Here is a 17849-nt window from a genome sequence, read left to right on the forward strand (position 1 = left end):
GCCCCCGGCGCGTGGCGCCGGGGGCTTCGTCATGTCCGGACGACGGGACGATGCGCGGGTCATCACCGCGGAATCCGGACTGACGGGTCGGGCAGGTCAGCAGGTCAGCAGGTCGGGGAGGTCCGCAGGTCGGGGAGGTCAGCAGGCCGGGCGGGTCAGGCCGTGGCGGAGCGGTACTTGCGGACCGCCAGGGTGCGGAAGATCAGCACGATCACCACCGAGTAGATCAGCGAGGCCCACACCGGGTGCTGCATGGGCCAGGCGTCGGACGAGGACAGCCCGGGGTCGCCGAAGAGCTTGCGGCACGCCTGCACCGTCGCGCTGAACGGGTTCCACTCGGCGATGTGGCGCAACCAGGGCGTCATCTTGCTGGAGTCCACGAAGGCGTTCGAGATGAACGTCACCGGGAAGAGCCAGATCAGTCCGCCGGAGGTGGCCGCCTCAGGCGTGCGCACGGACAGACCGATCAGCGCGCCGATCCACGTGAACGCGTATCCCAGAAGAAGCAGCAGCCCGAACCCGCCCAGGATCTTCCCGAGGTTGGTCGGGTCCACCGAGCCGGGGCGCCAGCCCACGATCAGCGCGACGATCGCGAGGACAAGCAGCGTCAAGCCCGTCTGCACGAGATCCGCGACGGTACGCCCGGTGAGGACGGCGCCACGCGCCATGGGCAGCGAGCGGAAGCGGTCGATGAGCCCCTTGTGCATGTCGTCGGCGATGCCGGCGCCGGAACTGGCGGTGGCGAACGTGACGGTCTGCGCGAAGATGCCGGCCATCAGGAAGTTCTTGTAGACGTCCAGATCGGTGCTCTTGCCGATCTGCATGGAACCGCCGAACACGTAGGTGAACAGCACCACGAACATGATGGGCTGGATGAGCCCGAACAGAATCATCTCGGGAATCCGGGTCATGCGGATCAGGTTGCGCTTGGCGATGACCAGGGAGTCGCGCACGGACTGCCCGAGGACGCCCTTGGGAACCGCCACCGGGGCGGCGTCTGTCACGGCACTCACTTCGCGGTCTCCTTCTTCGTCCGGCTGCTCTTGGCGTCCGCCGTGCCGTTGTCCTCGTCCTTCACCTCGGCGACGTGTCCCGTCAGCGAGAGGAAGACGTCGTCGAGGGTGGGCCGGCGCAGGCCGATGTCGTCGATCTCGATGCCACGGGTGTCCAGCTCTCGGATGACCTCCGCGAGGAGCTTGGCGCCGCCGGTCACCGGGACGGTGAGCTTGCGGGTGTGCTCCTCGACCGTGGTCTCGCCCTTGCCGAAGCCGGCCAGCACCTCCGAGGCCGTCACGATGTGTTCGCGCTCGTGCACGACGACCTCGACGCGCTCGCCGCCGGTGCGGGCCTTGAGCTGGTCGGAGGTGCCGCGGGCGATGACGCGGCCGTGGTCCACGACGCAGATGTCGTGCGCGAGGTGGTCGGCCTCCTCCAGATACTGGGTGGTCAGCAGCAGCGTCGTACCGCCGGAGACCAGCTCCTTGATGACCCCCCACAACTGCTGCCGGTTGCGCGGGTCGAGGCCGGTCGTCGGCTCGTCCATGAACATCACCGGCGGGGACACGACGAGCGCGGCCGCCAGGTCGAGCCGGCGGCGCATACCGCCGGAGTACGTCTTCGCGGGGCGGTCGGCGGCGTCCGCGAGGTGGAACTGCTCCAGGAGCTCGCCCGCCCGTACCTTCGCGGCCTTCGCCCGCATCTGGTAGAGCTGGCCGACCATCTGGAGGTTCTCCCGGCCCGTCAGCAGCTCGTCGACCGCCGCGAACTGGCCGGACAGGCCGACGGAGCGCCGGACCGCGTCGGGGTGCTTCAGTACGTCGATGCCCGCGACGACCGCCTTGCCGCTGTCGGGCCGCAGCAAGGTCGTCAGACAGCGGACTGCGGTGGTCTTACCCGCGCCGTTCGGCCCGAGGAGGCCCAGCACGGTGCCTTCCGGGACATCGAGGTCGACGCCGTCCAGAGCCCTTACGTCACCGAAGGTCTTCACCAGGCCTTCGGCATAGATGGCGCCTGGCATATGAGTCTCCACGTCGTTGAGGATTCTTGAAAAGCCTGGAATTTGTGCGGTTCGCACCGCGCGGTGAGGAGCGAGAAACACACTGTAACGCGATGTATCGCGTCTCTCAATGGATTTTTCTCACTGCCGACGACCGGGCCTTCGGCCTCAGTCGATGACGGTGTAGCCCGCCTGGCGCAGCGCCCGGTTGACCTCGGCGCAGTGCTCGGGCCCCTTCATCTCCAGATGCAGCTCGACCTCCACCTCTGTGAGCCCCAGCCGCGGATCGGTCCGCACGTGGCTCACATCGAGGACGTTAGCGTCGGCCACTGACAACACCCCCAGAAGCGTCGCCAGAGCGCCCGGCCGGTCGGTCAGCCGCAGGGTGACCGCCAGATAGCGGCCCGCCGCCGCCATGCCGTGGCGCAGGATGCGCTGCATCAGCAGGGGGTCCACATTGCCGCCGGACAGCACCGCCACGACCGGCCCCTCGAAGGCACCCGGCTCGCTCAGCAGGGCCGCGACGGGACTCGCGCCGGCCGGCTCGACGACGAGCTTGGCCCGCTCCAGGCAGAGCAGGAGCGCGCTGGAGAGATGGTTCTCCTCGACCGTGACGACGTCGTCCACCAGGTTCTGGATGATCCGGAAGGGGACGTCCCCGGGCCGCCCGACCTTGATGCCGTCGGCCATCGTCGCCGGCTTCTCAACCGCCAGCGGGCGCCCGGCCGCGAGCGAGGGCGGGTACGCCGCCGCACCCGCCGCCTGCACGCCGACGATCCGTACATCCGGGCGCAGCGCCTTCACGGCCGTGGCGACGCCCGCCACCAGGCCGCCCCCGCCGATCCCGACGACGATCGTGCGCACCTCGGGGCACTGCTCCAGGATCTCCAGGCCGACCGTGCCCTGACCGGCGATGATGTCCGGGTGGTCGAACGGGTGGATGAACACCGCGCCCGTCTCGGCCGCGTACTCCTGGGCGGCGGCCAGCGTCTCGTCGACGACCTGGCCGTGCAGCCGCACCTCGGCGCCGTAGTCACGGGTCGCCGCGACCTTCGGCAGCGGTGCGCCGGTGGGCATGAACACCGTGGAGCGGACGCCGAGCAGCGAGGAGGCCAGGGCGACGCCCTGCGCGTGATTGCCCGCGCTCGCGGCGACGACACCCGCGGCGCGCTCCTCGGGAAGCAGTCCCGCGATCCGCACGTACGCGCCGCGCAGCTTGAAGGAGCCCGTCCGCTGGAGGTTCTCGCACTTGAGGTGCACCGGCGCGCCGACCAGCTGGGACAGATGCCTGCTGCCCTCCATGGCGGTCACCCGCGCCACGCCCGAGAGCATCTTCTGGGCACCCCGTACGTCGTCCAGGGTGACCGTCGGCAAGGAGTCAGCGGTGCTGTGGCTCATGACCACCAGTCTCGCAGTTCACAGCGCGCCACTCCTGGTGTGACCACGGGGCGAGACTGGTTTGCACAGCAGCGGTACGACCTACGCCCCGGCCGCGTACCCTGTCCCCCAACCCAGCACCCTCCGCATGAATTGAGCCTCCGGCCATGCCCACAACACCTGAAATGTCGATGGACATGACGACCCTCGGTGACACCGGTCTCCTCGACACGCTGCAGCACGAAGTGGCGGTGTTCGCCCGCCGTGCCGAACAGACCCGGCTCGGTGGGGTGGGGCAGGTGCGCAACTCCATGGACCGTGCCGCGTACCTGCTGCTCAACCGCCTCGACAAGGAAGGCCCGATGGGCGTCAAGGCGCTGGCGGCGAGCATGGGGATCGACTCCTCGACGGTCACCCGGCAGGTGGCACCGCTCGTGGACACCGGCCTCGTCAAGCGCACCTCCCACCCGGAGGACGGGCGTGCCGTGGTGCTCCAGCTCTCCCCGCGCGGGCTGTCGCGACTGGAGGAAGTCCGTTCGTCGAGGCGTCAGTTGATGGCCGAGCTGACCCACGACTGGGCCCCCGAGGAGCGCGAGGCGTTCTGCACGCTCCTCACGCGCTTCAACGGCGCGCTCTCGGCCCGCCAGGCCGCGCAGGGGCTCCCGGTGGCGGAGCCGCAGCCGGAGTCCTGACCCGGAGTCCTGACCCGCCGGGCGCGCCTCACGCGCGCGTGCATGTGCGCCGGACTCTTGACCGGAAGGCCGGCCCTGGCCTCATATGAGATCGGGCCCTTGTCGTACGCGGTCTGACCTGTCGTACGCGGCCGGGGTTCCGCGTTTTCCACAGGTCCCACAGGTCCCACGGGTTCCTCAGGTCTCACAGGACCCGCAGGGTCGTCCTCAGGCGGAGGCGTGGTGCGAGAACGGCGTGCACTCCGAAGTGCCCGCCGGGCCCGGGAGTTCGAGACGTTCGTCGCGGGCGCGGCAGGGCGGCTGCTGCATGCCGCCACGCTGCTCACGGCGGAAACCCGGGACGTCAACCCACGCGCGCGGCGCCTGCTGACGCTGTCCCTCGCCCACACGTACGCCTCCTGGGACCGGCTGCGCGGCGAGGACCCCTACGACCGGGCCCGCCAGGAGCTGGCGGTCCGCTTCGCGCGCACGGCCTGGCATCAGTACGGCGGCCTCGGCCGGAGCCGCCCCGACCCCGGCGGCGTACTGGCCCGGCTCACGCCCCAGGAGCGGCTGATCCTGGTCCTGCGGTTGTACGAGGGCGTCGCCGAGGAACAGACGGCGGCCCTGCTCGGCCTCCCGGGCGAACGCGTACGGACGATCTGTGCCCGCGCGATGGCCACGCTGCTGCACCCGCCGCGCGGGCCGGCGCCCGCCTTGGCGAAGGTGGCGCCGTCGTGAACCTGCCCGAGCGGGAGTCGGCCGTACGGCGCATGCTGGAGCGGACGCCGCCCCAGGTGCCGGCCGACCTGTACGCCGACGTCGTACGCCGCGGTGGACGCATGCTGCGCCGCCGGACGGCGGCCCGGCGGCTGCTGTGGCTGCTGCTGTTCGCGGCGGCCGTCGCGTTCATCGTGTGGGCCACGATGGCGCGTCCCTGGGTGGAGCCGCCGTCGGACACGACTCCACCCCTCACCGGCTGGTGAGCACCGGCTTTCCACCGGCTCTCGGGCCCCTCTAGCCGAGGGCCTGCTGGAGGTCCTGGAGCAGGTCGTCGATGTTCTCGATGCCCACGGAGAGGCGTACGAGATCGGCGGGGACCTCCAGGGCCGAGCCGGCCACAGAGGCGTGGGTCATCCGCCCCGGGTGCTCGATCAGGGACTCGACACCGCCCAGGGACTCGCCCAGCGTGAACACCTTGGCGCGGTTGCAGACCTCGACGGCCGCCTCCTCGCCGCCCGCCACCCGGAAGGAGACCATGCCGCCGAAGGACTTCATCTGCTTGGCGGCGACCTCGTGGCCGGGGTGCTCCGGGAGACCCGGGTACAGCACACTCGTCACGCGCGCGTGCCGGGTGAGCATGTCGGCGACCTTGGTGGCGTTCTCACCGTGGCGGTCCATCCGCACGGAGAGCGTCTTGGTGCCGCGCAGCACCAGCCAGGAGTCGAAGGGGCCGGAGACCGCGCCCATCGCGTTCTGGTGGTAGGCCAGCTCCTCGCCCAGGGCTTCGTCACTGACGACCAGCGCGCCGCCCACGACGTCCGAGTGGCCGCCCATGTACTTGGTCAGCGAGTGCACGACGATGTCCGCGCCGAGCGCCAGCGGCTGCTGGAGGTAGGGGGTCGCGAAGGTGTTGTCCACGACGAGCCGGGCGTCCGCCTCGCGTGCGATCTGCGCGACCGCGGCGATGTCGGTGATGCCGAGGAGCGGGTTGGACGGCGTCTCCACCCAGATCGCCTTGGTCTTCGGCGTGAGGGCGGCCCGTACGGCGGTGGGGTCGCTGGTGTCGGCGACCGACCACTCCACGCCCCAGCGGGAGACGACCTTCGCGAAGAGGCGGAACGTGCCGCCGTACGCGTCATTGGGGATGACCACGTGATCGCCGGGACTGAGCAGCGTACGCAACAGGCAGTCCTCGGCCGCCAGTCCGGACGCGAACGCGAGGCCTCGGCGACCGCCCTCCAGGGCGGCGAGGTTCTCTTCGAGGGCGGTCCTGGTCGGGTTGGCGCTGCGGCTGTACTCGTATCCGCCGCGCAGCCCTCCGACGCCGTCCTGCTTGTAGGTCGAGACCTGGTAGATCGGCGGGACGACCGCGCCGGTGAGGGGATCGGCGGTGTTTCCCGCGTGGATCGCCAGGGTCTCGAAGTGCTGACTGATGTGCCTGTCGCTCATGGGAACCGAGGGTAATGCGCTCGCGCGGTGGATGACGGCACGCACCCCCCGCGGAGGGGTCCGGCTGGCGACCGCGAGCCCCTCGGGGCCTGCCTCGGGCGCCTTTGGGGCCGGCCGGGAAAAGCCGTCGCCGACCGGGTTGGCCAAGTGTCCGACCCGTCTGGTTCGCTTGGGGCATGGAGATTCTCTGGGTCCTGATCGCGCTGGCCATGTTCACCATGGTTCTGGTGCCGGTCCTCAGGCGCAGGCACGCCGGAATTCAGCAGGTCGCCCCCGGCGACCCGGACGCCGCGGACCCGGCGAACTACGGCTTCGCCCGGCAGGAGGAGCTGGACATCCGGATGCCCGGCCCGGACGGCGACCTGCTCGACGTGCTGGACCTGGTGCAGCGCACCCAGGACTACCGCGCCGCGTCGCAGCTCCTCGCGGGCACGGACACGGACGGCGAGCTGCGCTGGCAGCGCGTGCAGGCCTTCGCCGGCGCGGCGTCCCTGGAGCTGCAGCAGCGCCCCGGCGGGGTCAGCGAGACGCCCGGCGGGCAGTGGCTGCGGGTGTGGCGGGCCGAGGCCCCGAAGGACGCGGGCGGCTCGGCGGTGCACGCGGAGTTCCTGGTGCAGCAGGCGTGGCGTACGGCGACACCGGGCACGGACGAGTTCCGGATCATCATGGAGGAGGCGCGGGCGGCGTGCGGCGACGCGGCGCTGCTGGCCCCCGGTGACCCGGTCCCGTACATCATCGAGCTCTCCGTGGCCCGCGGACTGACGTACTCACAGGCGGAGTTCGAGAAGCTCTGGCTGAAGATCCTGGACCGCGCGCCCGCCCATATGGGCGCCCATCTCGCCGCCCTGCACTACTGGTGCGAGAAGTGGCACGGCTCGCGGGCGCAGGCGTACGCCTTCGCGGAAGCGGCGGCGGCCCGCGCGCCGCAGGGCTCCCTGCTGGCCGCGATGCCGCTGTTCGCGGTCTTCGAGCACCTGCCCGAGGTGAATCTCGTCAGCGGCTTCTACCAGAGCGAGGTCGTGACGAAGGCGGTGCACGGCGCACTCTTCGCGGTGCACGCGGCCCGCCCGGACGACCCCATGCTGGCCCACGTCCGCCACCTGCTGGTGTTCTTCCTGGTCCGCGGGGAGCGCTGGGCGGAGGCGATGAACCAGCTGGTCCACATCGACGGACACGTCGGCGCGCTGCCGTGGACGCTGACGTCCGACCCGGCCGCGGACTACGCGGTCTACCGCGCGCTGGCGGTGGCGGGGTACGAGGCGAATGGGGGGAGTCCCGCTACGTTGCCGCACTGAGTGGGGTGTCCCGGGGGGCGGGGGTTTGTCCCGCCCCCCCGCCCTCGGCCCTGCGCCTCCGTCGGGCCGTCTGCCGCGGTCAGCCCGTCGCGCGGGTCGGCAGCCGCCATCCGGGGCGCGGGAAGTGGCAGGTGTAGCCGTCCGGGTAACGCTCCAGGTAGTCCTGGTGCTCGGGCTCGGCCTCCCAGAAGGGGCCGACCGGCTCCACCTCGGTGACGACCTTGCCCGGCCACAGTCCGGAGGCGTCCACATCCGCGATCGTGTCCTCGGCAATCCGCTTCTGCTCGTCATCCACGTAGTAGATCGCCGAGCGGTAGCTGAGGCCGATGTCGTTGCCCTGACGGTTCTTGGTGCTCGGGTCGTGGACCTGGAAGAAGAACTCGAGGAGCGCGCGGTAGTCGGTCTTCTCAGGGTCGAAAAGGATCTCGATGGCCTCCGCGTGCGTGCCGTGGTTGCGGTACGTCGCGTTCTGCACATCGCCCCCGGTGTAACCGACCCGGGTCGCCGTCACGCCCGGAAGCCGGCGGATCAGGTCCTGCATCCCCCAGAAGCATCCGCCCGCCAGCACGGCCCTCTGCGTCTGCGCAGCCATGTACGACCCCTCCAATTTCTGTCAGCTCGTTGACTCGGGTATCTGTCAGCTCGTTCACTCGGGCCGCCCGGCTCGCACACCACCGGCATCTCCTGCCCACTCCCCTCAACGCGCGAGGGTTCCAACCGATTCCGTGCCCGTCCGACCGGCCTCGCGACCGGCGAGGAGCGCACCGACCTGTCGCCTCCCTCATGCCGGTGCTCCGACCCCGGACAACCCCGCGGCTCACGGGTAGCCGACGCATCCCGTACGCCCAGTGAGCCGCCCACCTGCCAACGGCCGGCCGTTCAGAAGACCGGAGATCTCCTCGCCGCTGACGCGGACGCTCTCCGGATGACGTGGGTCATCAAGCCTCGTTCACAGACCTCAACCGGTGGTGCGTATCGGCACGGCGCACCACCCTTCACGGCCTCACCACCCTGAACACTGAACTGCGGAGAGTGCGTTGAGGGCGCCCGCTGAGCAGGAGGGAGGGTGTGGGGCAGCGCGCCCTCAGTCGAACGCTACGACCAGGCGGACGCCATCGTCACCGAAGCGGTCAGCCAGGGCCTTCATCACGGCGAAGACATGCGGCCAGTGTGTCGTCGGTCCCAGGACGCTACCGATGGTCAGTGGTTCATATGCGCAGACCAAGTCGCTGGTGGTCCACTCGACGCGTTCTGAAGCGCTGTGCGAGTCGGCAGGCGGTACGCCCACGGTGGACAGGACTTCCGCGGGCCATGGTCGAGATACGAGTTGGCTCCGTCGTATCGCCGGCTGCGACTTCTTGTGCCAGGTCACGCGGCCGTCGAAGTCTTCGGGCGTGGTCGCGGGATCGATTGAGGCGAGTTCGGCCCAGCTGACCCAGCTCGCGCCGTCCATCTCACCCTGGCCAACCCATGATCCCAGCGTTGAGCGCATGGCGCTCGACAAGTCAGCAGGAAGACCACGACCGGCTGCAAGCGGCCGGAAACCCACGTAGTTGCGGACACCGAAGAGCAGGCCGAAGGCCGAGTAGTCGGTCTCGTCGTAGAGGGGCCACAGATCCATGGCGGTCACCCATGGCTCGCCGTCGTAGTAGTCGGTGCCGACCTGGGGATGACGGAATTCGATCCCACCGTGGATGTCCGTGCCCATGGTGGCGCACTTTAACTGCCCTGATCTGAGCACCACAGTCATTATCGGCGTCCAGCGGCGGATACAGCCCGTGGCCGACGTGAGCCATCAGGCAGCGTTGACAGACCACTGGCGCCGGTCGGCGTACAGACGTGTGTGGGTGTGGAACTCCGGGTCGGGGTCGTCCTGCTCCGACTCTGTCCACCAGCGGAAGCCGTCGGGATGCATGGGCTGGAGCATCAATTCGAGTTCGGCGTCAGTGACACTCCGCGAGTCGAGGCGGAGGGTCTGGAGGAACTGTGTGCGTTCCTCGTCGAGTCCGCCCAGTAACCGTGGCGGGCCGGGAACGCGCTCCGCCCCGTCGCCCTCGTCCGGGCAGGGCACCTGCTTCAAACGCGGTCAGCTCGTCGAACCCCCGGGGCAGCCACGGCCTGGCCGATCGAGAAGGTGGCACCGGGGGCGGCGTAGTCGACGGGACCGCCGAACCGTGCCGAGGCACGCGCCACCGCTTGCTGCGGCGTGAGGAAGCGGCCGACGTGCGTGACGATCAGCCCGCCCGCCCCGGCCGTGCCGGCGGTGTCTCCGGTGTCCTCGGGCGTGTGGTGCACCTGTTCGCCCTCTAGCGGCGCCTGTGCGCTCTCGGCCTCACACAACAGGACGTCGCACCCCTCGGCCAGCTCCGTGAGGCTCGGGCACGGTGCCGTGTCCCCGGAGTAGACCAGCGACTTGCCCGCCGCCTCGATGCGTACGGCGAAGGCCGGGATGCCGTGCGACACCGCGCGGCTGGTCAGCCGGAGCGAGCCGATGGCCACCTGGTGCCCGTCGTACAACTCGGTGACGGCGAAGGCGGATTCAATGGGGCTGCGGGCCGGAGTGTTGGTGAGGAAGTCGGCCAACCGGTTGGCGATTCCAGGCGGACCGTAGAGAGGGATCGACGCCGCGAGGTGGATGTCCGCGTACAGGGCTCCGTAGTACGCGGTGAGCAGATCCGCGCTGTGATCGGCGTGCAGATGCGAGATCCAGATCGCATCGAGCTCGTCCAGCCGCACATGACGCTGAAGCGGGCCGAGCGTCCCGCTGCCCGCCTCCACCCAGATACGGGTGTCCCCGCTCGACACGAGATAGCCGGAGCACGGATTGTCGACGCTCGGGTAGGGCGTGGCGGAGCCCAGGACCGTGAGGTGAAGAAGCTCATCGCTCATCCCAAGATCCTAGAACGCACGATCCACAAGCCCTGACGATTATTCACTCATCGACGGTCGCGGGCTCAGCGCCCTTGGTCCATCCTCGTGTCCTCACCTGCCGTGCCCTGCACCAGGACGAGCTTGAGCGGGGGTTCGGCGATGGCGAAGTTGGCGTAGCCGTCGCGGAGTTTGGCCGGCTCCGTGCCGAACAGCTTGCTGTAGAAGGTGATGGAGGCCTGAAGGTCGGGGACGCGCAGGGCGAGTTGCACTCGGGACATGACGATCCTCCTGCCGTAGGAGTGGCAGTGCCCTGGCCACGGTGTCCAGGGCACCTGGGAGTTGAGCCTCAGCGGCAGCCACCGGACGAGTCGCCGGCCGCAGCTGCCGTGGACGCGCCGGTGCCGAGCTGGACGAGTTGTGGAGAGGGGGCGCAGCAGCCTCCGCCGTCGCTCTGCGCGGCGGCCGGGTCGTCGAAGAGGCCCGCGCCTCCGCACACTCCCGTTTCGGGGAGGGTGAGTTCGACGCGGTCGGCGGATTCACGGTCGCCGGCGATGGCCGCGGTGACGGAGCGGACCTGCTCGTAGCCGGTCATGGCCAGGAAGGTGGGGGCGCGGCCGTACGCCTTCATGCCGACCAGGTAGATGCCCTGTTCGGGGTGGGACAGCTCCCTGTGGCCGTGCGGGTAGACGGTGCCGCACGAGTGCTGGTTCGGATCGATGAGCGGCGCCAGCTCGATGGGGGCCTGTAGACGTTCGTCCAGGCCGAGGCGGATCTCGGAGAGGAAGGACAGATCGGGGCGGAATCCGGTCAGGACGATGACCTCGTCGACCGGGTCGAGGCGGCGGTCGTCATCGCCGACCAGGACGAGCCGTCCGTCGTCCGCCCGCTCGATGGCCTCGGTACGGAATCCGGTGACCGCGTCCGCATAGCCGCCGGCGACCGCGGCCTTCGCCGCCAGGCCCAACGCGCCGCGGGCGGGCAGCTGGTCGGCCTCTCCGCCACCGAAGGTGGAGCCGCTGATGCCCCGGCGCAGTACCCATACGGCGTGGGTGCCCGGTTCGTCCTGGGCGACGTCGGCGAGGGTGGCGAGTGCGGTGAAGGCGGAGGCGCCGGAGCCGATCACGGCCGTACGCCTGCCTGCGTAACGGGCGTGCACGGCCGGGTCCTTGAGGTCGGGCACTCGGTAGACGATGCGGTCGGCGGCGGCCCTCTCCCCGAGGGCGGGCAGGCCGCCTGCACCGGCCGGACCGGGTGTGGTCCAGGTGCCGGAGGCGTCGATGACGGCGCGGGCGACGATGCGCTCTTCGCGGCCGTCGGTGGTGGCGAGGTGCAGGACGAAGGGTTGGGACTCCCGGTCGGCGTCGACGATGCGGTCACGGCCGGCGCGCGAGACGCCGGTGACGCGTGCGCCGTAGCGGATGCGGTCACCCAGCGCATCGGCGAGCGGCTGCACATAGAGGTCGGCCCAGTCAGCGCCGCTCGGACAGGTGGCGGAGTCGGGCTTGGTCCAGCCCGTCGGGGCGAGCAGTTTCTCGGCGGCCTGGTCGGTGACCTCGCCCCAGGTCGAGAACAGCCGTACGTGGCTCCACTCGCGCACCGCGGAGGCGGCGGCCGGGCCGGCTTCCAGGACCAGAGGGTCGATGCCGCGCTCGACGAGATGGGCGGCGGCGGCCAGGCCGACGGGCCCGGCTCCGATGACGACGACGGGGAGCTTCTGCTCGCTCATGGTGGTCGGTCTCCCTGCGTAGGTGTGCCGGATCAGCGGGCGACGGGGAACGTGGTCCGGACGCGCCGCTGATGTGCCGTGGTGCGGCAGGAGCTGTCGCGGACCTGGGCGCAGCCGTCGCAGAATCGGACGCCGGCCAGGTGGCAGGCCATACGGCGGCCCCGGGCGGCGGTGAGAGCGGGGTGAACGGCACGAGCCCTGGTCGTCACGACAACCTCTTGTTTCGATGCTTGTCGATGTCTGGCGTTGCCTGGAGCTTGCCACCCGTATCGACGAGTGTCAACATAGACGCATGTCGAAGTCAGAGGTTGTCGAGCTTCCGGTTCTGGACACCGGGGCCACCGTGCCGTGCTGCCCGCCGATCACCGCCGGGGAGCTGTCGCAGGCCGACGCGGAGAAGATGGCCGCGATGTTCAAGGCCCTGTCCGACCCCGTGCGGCTGCGCCTGTTCTCCAAGGTCGCCTCGTCTGCGGGCGGCGAGGCATGCGTCTGCGACATCTCCGACGTCGGCGTCTCCCAGCCGACCGTCTCCCACCATCTGAAGAAGCTGCGCGAGGCCGGACTGCTCACCTCGGAGCGGCGCGGGACCTGGGTCTACTACCAGGTCGCCCCGTCCGTGGTCGCCGCGATGTCCGCCATGCTCGATCTGCGCGCTTGACCGTGCGGCGCCGCTCGATCTGCGCGCTTGACCGTGCGGCGCCGCTCGGGGGCGCGGGTCGTGCAAGCTGCCGCGGCGTGGAGAACGCGGCCGGGGTGAAGCTCAGTTGGATCGGCGGTGAGCCGGCCCAGCCACCGCCGAGCACCACCACGTCCACGGCGCACGTCACACCGACGTCGTCGACGTCCCGGCGGTGAACTTCCCGCGCCACGCAAGGGCGACGTAAACGAGGCCGATGAGCACGGGCACCTCGATGAGCGGGCCGACGACACCTGACAGCGCCTGGCCGGAGGTGACGCCGAAGGTGGCGATGGCGACGGCGATGGCCAGCTCGAAGTTGTTCCCGGCCGCGGTGAACGCGAGCGTCGCCGTTCGGTCGTAGGCGAGGCCGAGCCCCTTGCCGAGCGCGAAGGTTCCGAAGAACATCACGGCGAAGTACACGAGCAGTGGCAGCGCGATCCGCGCCACGTCCAACGGCTGCGAGGTGATCGTTTTCCCTTGCAGCGCGAAGAGGACGACGATCGTGAAGAGCAGGCCGTACAGAGCCCAAGGGCCGATCTTCGGAAGGAAGTTGGACTCGTAGCGGTCCCGGCCGAGCTTCTTCTCGCCGATCCGACGGGTCAGGAACCCGGCCAGCAGCGGGACGCCCAGGAAGATGACGACGTTCAGGGCGATCTTCCACATCGAGATGTCGAGGCGCTCGCCGTCGCCCAGGCCCAGCCACCCGGGGAGCAGGTCGAGGTAGAGCCAGCCCAGCAGGCCGAACGCGAGCACCTGGAACACGGAGTTGAGCGCGACCAGGACGGCGGCGGCTTCGCGGTCACCGCAGGCGAGGTCGTTCCAGATGATGACCATGGCGATGCAGCGGGCCAGGCCGACGATGATCAGGCCGGTGCGGTACTCCGGAAGATCCGGCAGGAAGGTCCACGCCAGCGCGAACATCACCGCCGGGCCGACGACCCAGTTGATCACCAGCGAGGAGGCCATGAGCCTTCGGTCGCCCGTCACGGAGTCGAGCTTGTCGTAGCGGACCTTGGCCAGGACCGGATACATCATGACCAGCAGGCCTGCCGCGATGGGCAGCGAGATGCCGCCTGTCTCGACTCTGGCCAGCGCGTCGTTCAGACCGGGGACGAGGCGGCCCAGACCCAGCCCCAGACCCATGGCGGCCAGGATCCACACCGCGAGGAAGCGGTCCAACGTGGAGAGCTTCGCCGCGACCGAGGATTCCTCCACGGTCGCCGGCGGTTCGGTGCGGGTCACGGGCAGGCCCTCTTGTTCTCGTTGGCGGTACGGGCGGATTCCGCCAGTTCCGCGAACTGGCCGGCGAGCTGGGCGATGACGTCGGGCTTGAGCTTGTAGTAGGTCCAGCGCCCGCACGGCTCCGTCTCGACGACCCCGGCCTCGCGCAGCACTCTCAGGTGGTTGGAGAGGTTGGTCTGCCGAGCGCCGGTCTCCTCCACCAGGTGAGTGGTGCAGAGGGTCTCTTGTGCAAGCAGGGTCACGATGCGGAGCCTGAGCGGGTCGGCCAGCACCCGAATCAGATCAGTGTCGACTGACGTCATCATGGGCTGATACTGTCACATCACTCCAGGCTGATACCAAGGAAGAACCCATGTCCTCCAGCCCGCTCGCCTCCGTTCTGTTCGTCTGCGTCCACAACGCCGGGCGCTCGCAGATGGCCGCCGGATTCCTCGCTCACCTCGCGGGCGATCGGATCGAGGTCCGCTCGGCCGGCTCCCTCCCCGGTGACCAGATCAATCCGTCCGCCGTCGCGGCCATGCAGGAAGCCGGCATCGACATCTCGGACCAGAAGCCGAAGATCCTCACCACCGAGGCCGTCCAGGCCTCCGATTACGTCATCACGATGGGTTGCGGCGACGCCTGCCCGGTCTTCCCCGGGAAGAAGTATCTGGACTGGGCGCTGGAGGACCCGGCAGGCAAGGGAGTCGAGTCGGTCCGCCCGATCCGCGACGAGATCAAGACCCGTATCGAGGGCTTGATCGCCGAGATCGATGCCCAGCGGGAGGCGTGAGGGCCGAGCACGTGGCGTGTGCCCCAGCGGGAGGCGTGAGCGCCCAGCAGGAGGCGTGAGCGCCAAGCGGGAGGCGTAAGCACCAGGCAGGAGGCGTGAGCGCCAAGCGGGAGGCGTAAGCACCAGGCAAGAGGCGTGAACGCCAAGCGGGAGGCGTGCGCAGCGGCACCGCCCGTCAGGCTCCGCGAGATCCTGACCGGATCCGATACCGCTACGGCCCTTCCCCCAGCGCGAAGCGCAGGTACCGCTCCGCCGAACGTCGCACCGCGGCCTCCCCGTCGGTGACGACGACTCGTCCCCAGAACGCTCCGTAGATGCGCTCGAAGCTGAACGGTTCGACCAGGGCGAGGGCGCGGCGGATGGTGCTCGGCCGTTCCGGGATGAAGTTGGGGATGCTGTACATGAAGCTGACCCAGCGCCGGTCCATGACCACCAGGAAGATGTCGCCGCTGAACAGCGCGCCGCGCCCCTGCGGGTCAGCGTCCCAGTGCAGCACGGTGCCACCGGCGAAGTGCGTGCCCGCGTTGATCAGCGTCATGCCGGGCGCGATCTCGTGGGTGTCGCCGGTCCAGTACTCGATGGCCGGATCGGGGCGCCCGACCCACTCACGGTCAGCGGCGTGGACGTACACCGGAACGTCGAAGGCCCGGCCCCACTCGGTCATCGCGCCGTAGAAGTGCGGATGGCTGACGCCGATCGCGCGGATCCCGCCCAGTTTCTCGATCTCGACGGCGAGATCGTCATCGAAATAGCCCACGCAGTCCCACAACACGTTGCCGGAGGGTGAGCGGATCAGCAGCGCGCGCTGGCCGACGCCGACGGACGGCTCCACACCGACCCCGATCACGCCGGGGCCTTCCTCCTCCAGCCGGCCCCGCCTGCCGTCGGCGCGCAACTCGGCCAGCGTGGTCCACTGCTGGCCGTCCCAGCCGACGTACTGCCGCTCGTCCAGGCAGATCGGGCAGTCGGAGCGCGGCGCCCCGTACTGCACACCACAGGTGCAGCAGAGGGGAAGCTGACTACCGGTTACGGGTGCGATCGACTCCGAGGACGACACCGGAGCCTCCCTCCTTGTGAATTCCGCCCGATCCCCCACGTGGCCACTTGACCAAGTGGCCACGTGACCACGTGACCACGTGACCACGTGACCACGTGGCCACGTGGCCATGCTTGCAGCTATTGCCCCAGCTCAGCGGCGGCACGCGTAGCCGTCCGTGGACATTCACGGCATCATCAGAGCACGACCGCCCCTACCGTGCCGGCGAAGCCCTCCGCGCCGCTGCGCCGCCTGATCCACCGTCGCGCCCGTACCGCCGCGTCACGCGGCGCCTCCACTCCCGTACGGCCTCGTCAGGATTTCCAGCTTGTGGCCGTTCGGGTCGTCGAAGTACGTCCCCCGGCCGCCGTCGTTGTGGTTGATCTCGCCCGGGCGGCGATGGTACGGGTCCGCCCAGTACACGAGGCCGGCCGCTCGGATGCGGGCGAAGATCTCGTCGAAGTCGTCTTCCGAGACCAGGAAGGCGTAGTGCTGCGAGGTGATGGGACCGGCTGCGTCCGCGTAGTCGAGCGTGACCCCGTTGGGGATCGGGACGGGCATGAACGGTCCGTACTGCGGGGCGACTTCCAGTCCCAGGATGTCGGCCAGGAACTGGGCCGAGACCTTCTTGTCGTGGGCGGCGACGATCGTGTGGTTCAGCTCGACGGGCATCGTCGAGGCCTCCTCTTGGTCGCGTCTCACTGTCCTGCGGTCGCTCTCACTCACCGGCATGGGCACGTGGGGCCGACGCCGGCACGCACCGGAGCGTCCGGGGTCGGTTCCACGCTAGTCAGGCGGCCGGTCCCCTCACCATCGGTCCATCGGTCCGGGGTTCTACGACCAGAGACCTGGGTCCCGAGTCCCAGTCACCCGTCCGACCGGTTAAGGTAAGGCTTACCTTAGTCAAGTGGTCGGAGTGGGCGTGCGTACGTTGCGGTGGAAGGCCGTCCTGGCCGGAGTGCTGGTCAGCGGAGTGCTGGTCGGCTGTTCGGGGGCCGGCGGGAGGGACGACGGTACGGGCCAGGGCGCCGGTGGGGCAGACGGTTCGCGCAATCTCGTCGCCGGAGCGTCCGAAGGGCCGTCCGTCGCGCCCAGCGCCGTGGCCGAGGGTATGGGCGCGGGTAACGCGGCGGACGGTCAATTCCCGCGCACTGTAGGGCACTTCGCGGGGAAGACCCGGATCGCCGCCCGGCCCGCCCGGATCGCCGCGCTCAGCACCGGCCAGCTGGACGACCTGCTGTCGCTCGGCATCGTGCCGGCGGCCACCACCCGCGCCGACAACGCCGGGCTCGTACCGGAGTATCTGCGCGACGCCTTCCCCGAGGACAAGAAGCCGCTGGCCGCGATGACCGACGTGGGGACGCGGACCGCGCCCAACCTGGAGACGCTGGCCGCCGCCCACCCGGACCTGATCCTGGTCAACGACTCGCTCGGGGAGCTCTACGCCAAGCTCTCGAAGATCGCGCCCACCGTCGTCACGGCGGGCAACGGCATCAACTGGAAGCGGGACCTGCTGCTCGTGGGCGCCGCGGTCGGCAAGGCCGGGCAGGCCCAGCAGGAGCTGGACGACATCGCGGACGACGCCGCCGGCGGTGGCGAAGGGCTGGGCGGCACGTCGGTGTCGATGGTGCGCTTCACTCCCGACCGCACGCGGATGTTCGGGGTGTCCTCGTTCACCGGGTCGATCGCCGCCGACATGGGGCTCGGACGGCCCAAGTCGCAGCGTTTCCGGGCGATTTCGCAGGACATCGGGGCGGAGAGCATCGATGTGGCCGACGCGGACTGGATCTTCTACTCGGTGCAGGGAGACGCGTCGGGGACGGACGCGGGCAGCGTACTGGCCGGGCCGTTGTGGAAGTCGATGAAGGCGGTCGAGGCCGGCCACGCGGTGAAGGTCGACGACGACCCCTGGTACCTCAACGCCGGACCGGCCGCCGCCCGGCTCGTCGTACGACAGCTCTCGACGGACATCGCCGGACACCGCGCCAAGTGACCGTCCCCACCGGGCAGTC

20 protein-coding genes and 1 pseudogene are annotated in these 17849 nt (G+C 69.8%); 7 read left to right on the top strand and 14 right to left on the bottom strand.

All coding sequences use genetic code 11. The features are described from left to right. Positions 1 to 155 precede the first annotated feature (155 nt). The 3 genes from ACFVYF_RS34840 to ilvA form a co-directional block, all read right to left on the bottom strand. Positions 156 to 1013, bottom strand: coding sequence for an ABC transporter permease (locus tag ACFVYF_RS34840; RefSeq protein WP_389461920.1), 858 nt, complete (start codon positions 1011 to 1013; stop codon positions 156 to 158). Next, positions 1010 to 2017, bottom strand: coding sequence for an ATP-binding cassette domain-containing protein (locus ACFVYF_RS34845; protein ID WP_389461922.1), 1008 nt, complete (start codon positions 2015 to 2017; stop codon positions 1010 to 1012). Before ACFVYF_RS34845 ends, ACFVYF_RS34840 begins: the two co-directional genes overlap by 4 nt. 147 nt (positions 2018 to 2164) lie before the next feature. After that, a complete protein-coding gene (gene ilvA / locus ACFVYF_RS34850; protein WP_389461923.1) occupies positions 2165 to 3394 on the bottom strand; it encodes a threonine ammonia-lyase in 1230 nt (409 codons plus the stop codon). Between the two features lie 164 nt (positions 3395 to 3558). Here ilvA and ACFVYF_RS34855 point away from each other — a divergent pair, with 164 nt between their 5' ends. The 3 genes from ACFVYF_RS34855 to ACFVYF_RS34865 all read left to right on the top strand — a co-directional run bounded on the left by ACFVYF_RS34855 (position 3559) and on the right by ACFVYF_RS34865 (position 5030). Next, a complete protein-coding gene (locus ACFVYF_RS34855; protein WP_389462010.1) occupies positions 3559 to 4065 on the top strand; it encodes a MarR family winged helix-turn-helix transcriptional regulator in 507 nt (168 codons plus the stop codon). Between the two features lie 222 nt (positions 4066 to 4287). After that, positions 4288 to 4785, top strand: a complete 498-nt coding sequence (locus tag ACFVYF_RS34860) for a sigma factor-like helix-turn-helix DNA-binding protein (RefSeq protein ID WP_389461925.1) — start codon at positions 4288 to 4290, stop codon at positions 4783 to 4785. Then, the gene (locus ACFVYF_RS34865) at positions 4782 to 5030 is read left to right on the top strand and encodes a hypothetical protein (protein WP_389461927.1); all 249 of its coding nucleotides are present in this window, start codon (positions 4782 to 4784) and stop codon (positions 5028 to 5030) included. Before ACFVYF_RS34860 ends, ACFVYF_RS34865 begins: the two co-directional genes overlap by 4 nt. Before the next feature lie 31 nt (positions 5031 to 5061). Here the strand turns inward: ACFVYF_RS34865 and ACFVYF_RS34870 are convergent, their stop codons facing one another. After that, the gene (locus ACFVYF_RS34870) at positions 5062 to 6216 is read right to left on the bottom strand and encodes a cystathionine gamma-synthase (protein ID WP_389461929.1); all 1155 of its coding nucleotides are present in this window, start codon (positions 6214 to 6216) and stop codon (positions 5062 to 5064) included. Between the two features lie 176 nt (positions 6217 to 6392). Between ACFVYF_RS34870 and ACFVYF_RS34875 the strand changes: the two genes are divergently transcribed. After that, complete coding sequence (locus tag ACFVYF_RS34875; RefSeq protein ID WP_389461931.1) at positions 6393 to 7511, top strand: hypothetical protein; 1119 nt, start codon at positions 6393 to 6395, stop codon at positions 7509 to 7511. 79 nt (positions 7512 to 7590) lie between these two features. Here the strand turns inward: ACFVYF_RS34875 and msrA are convergent, their stop codons facing one another. From msrA to ACFVYF_RS34905, 6 genes and pseudogenes are all read right to left on the bottom strand, one after another. Beyond that, the gene (gene msrA / locus ACFVYF_RS34880) at positions 7591 to 8103 is read right to left on the bottom strand and encodes a peptide-methionine (S)-S-oxide reductase MsrA (RefSeq protein WP_389461933.1); all 513 of its coding nucleotides are present in this window, start codon (positions 8101 to 8103) and stop codon (positions 7591 to 7593) included. Positions 8104 to 8595: 492 nt separating this feature from the next. Next, positions 8596 to 9219, bottom strand: coding sequence for a hypothetical protein (locus ACFVYF_RS34885; RefSeq protein WP_389461935.1), 624 nt, complete (start codon positions 9217 to 9219; stop codon positions 8596 to 8598). Between the two features lie 87 nt (positions 9220 to 9306). Next, positions 9307 to 9591, bottom strand: coding sequence for a hypothetical protein (locus ACFVYF_RS34890; protein ID WP_389461937.1), 285 nt, complete (start codon positions 9589 to 9591; stop codon positions 9307 to 9309). Then, positions 9588 to 10400, bottom strand: a complete 813-nt coding sequence (locus ACFVYF_RS34895) for an MBL fold metallo-hydrolase (protein ID WP_389461939.1) — start codon at positions 10398 to 10400, stop codon at positions 9588 to 9590. Before ACFVYF_RS34895 ends, ACFVYF_RS34890 begins: the two co-directional genes overlap by 4 nt. Positions 10401 to 10477: 77 nt before the next feature. Then, positions 10478 to 10660 (bottom strand): annotated as a pseudogene (locus ACFVYF_RS34900) (VOC family protein); the annotation flags it as partial. A 68-nt stretch (positions 10661 to 10728) separates the two neighbouring features. Then, positions 10729 to 12108 (bottom strand): FAD-dependent oxidoreductase, encoded by a 1380-nt coding sequence (locus ACFVYF_RS34905; protein ID WP_389461940.1) that lies wholly within the window; start codon positions 12106 to 12108, stop codon positions 10729 to 10731. A gap of 292 nt (positions 12109 to 12400) precedes the next feature. Between ACFVYF_RS34905 and ACFVYF_RS34910 the strand changes: the two genes are divergently transcribed. After that, complete coding sequence (locus tag ACFVYF_RS34910; protein WP_389461942.1) at positions 12401 to 12766, top strand: ArsR/SmtB family transcription factor; 366 nt, start codon at positions 12401 to 12403, stop codon at positions 12764 to 12766. Between the two features lie 165 nt (positions 12767 to 12931). On the opposite strand, the gene arsB is transcribed toward ACFVYF_RS34910, so the two are convergent. Both arsB and ACFVYF_RS34920 read right to left on the bottom strand, forming a co-directional pair. Next, complete coding sequence (arsB, locus tag ACFVYF_RS34915) at positions 12932 to 14029, bottom strand: ACR3 family arsenite efflux transporter (protein WP_389461944.1); 1098 nt, start codon at positions 14027 to 14029, stop codon at positions 12932 to 12934. Then, positions 14026 to 14334: an ArsR/SmtB family transcription factor gene (locus tag ACFVYF_RS34920; protein ID WP_389461946.1), complete on the bottom strand. Its 309-nt coding sequence runs from the start codon at positions 14332 to 14334 to the stop codon at positions 14026 to 14028. The genes arsB and ACFVYF_RS34920 overlap by 4 nt, the downstream gene beginning before the upstream one ends. 47 nt (positions 14335 to 14381) lie before the next feature. Here ACFVYF_RS34920 and ACFVYF_RS34925 point away from each other — a divergent pair, with 47 nt between their 5' ends. Beyond that, complete coding sequence (locus tag ACFVYF_RS34925; protein ID WP_389461948.1) at positions 14382 to 14801, top strand: arsenate reductase ArsC; 420 nt, start codon at positions 14382 to 14384, stop codon at positions 14799 to 14801. A gap of 211 nt (positions 14802 to 15012) precedes the next feature. Here ACFVYF_RS34925 and ACFVYF_RS34930 read toward each other — a convergent pair whose 3' ends face one another. Next, complete coding sequence (locus ACFVYF_RS34930) at positions 15013 to 15792, bottom strand: MBL fold metallo-hydrolase (RefSeq protein WP_389461949.1); 780 nt, start codon at positions 15790 to 15792, stop codon at positions 15013 to 15015. Positions 15793 to 16119: 327 nt separating this feature from the next. After that, entirely contained in the window at positions 16120 to 16509 is a 390-nt protein-coding gene (locus ACFVYF_RS34935) for a VOC family protein (RefSeq protein ID WP_389461951.1), read from the bottom strand. Between the two features lie 250 nt (positions 16510 to 16759). On the opposite strand from ACFVYF_RS34935, the gene ACFVYF_RS34940 reads away from it, so the two are divergent. After that, the gene (locus tag ACFVYF_RS34940) at positions 16760 to 17830 is read left to right on the top strand and encodes an iron-siderophore ABC transporter substrate-binding protein (protein ID WP_389461952.1); all 1071 of its coding nucleotides are present in this window, start codon (positions 16760 to 16762) and stop codon (positions 17828 to 17830) included. The last annotated feature ends 19 nt before the right edge of the window (positions 17831 to 17849 follow it).

Source organism: Streptomyces sp. NPDC058274, assembly GCF_042881375.1.
Lineage (GTDB): Bacteria > Actinomycetota > Actinomycetes > Streptomycetales > Streptomycetaceae > Streptomyces.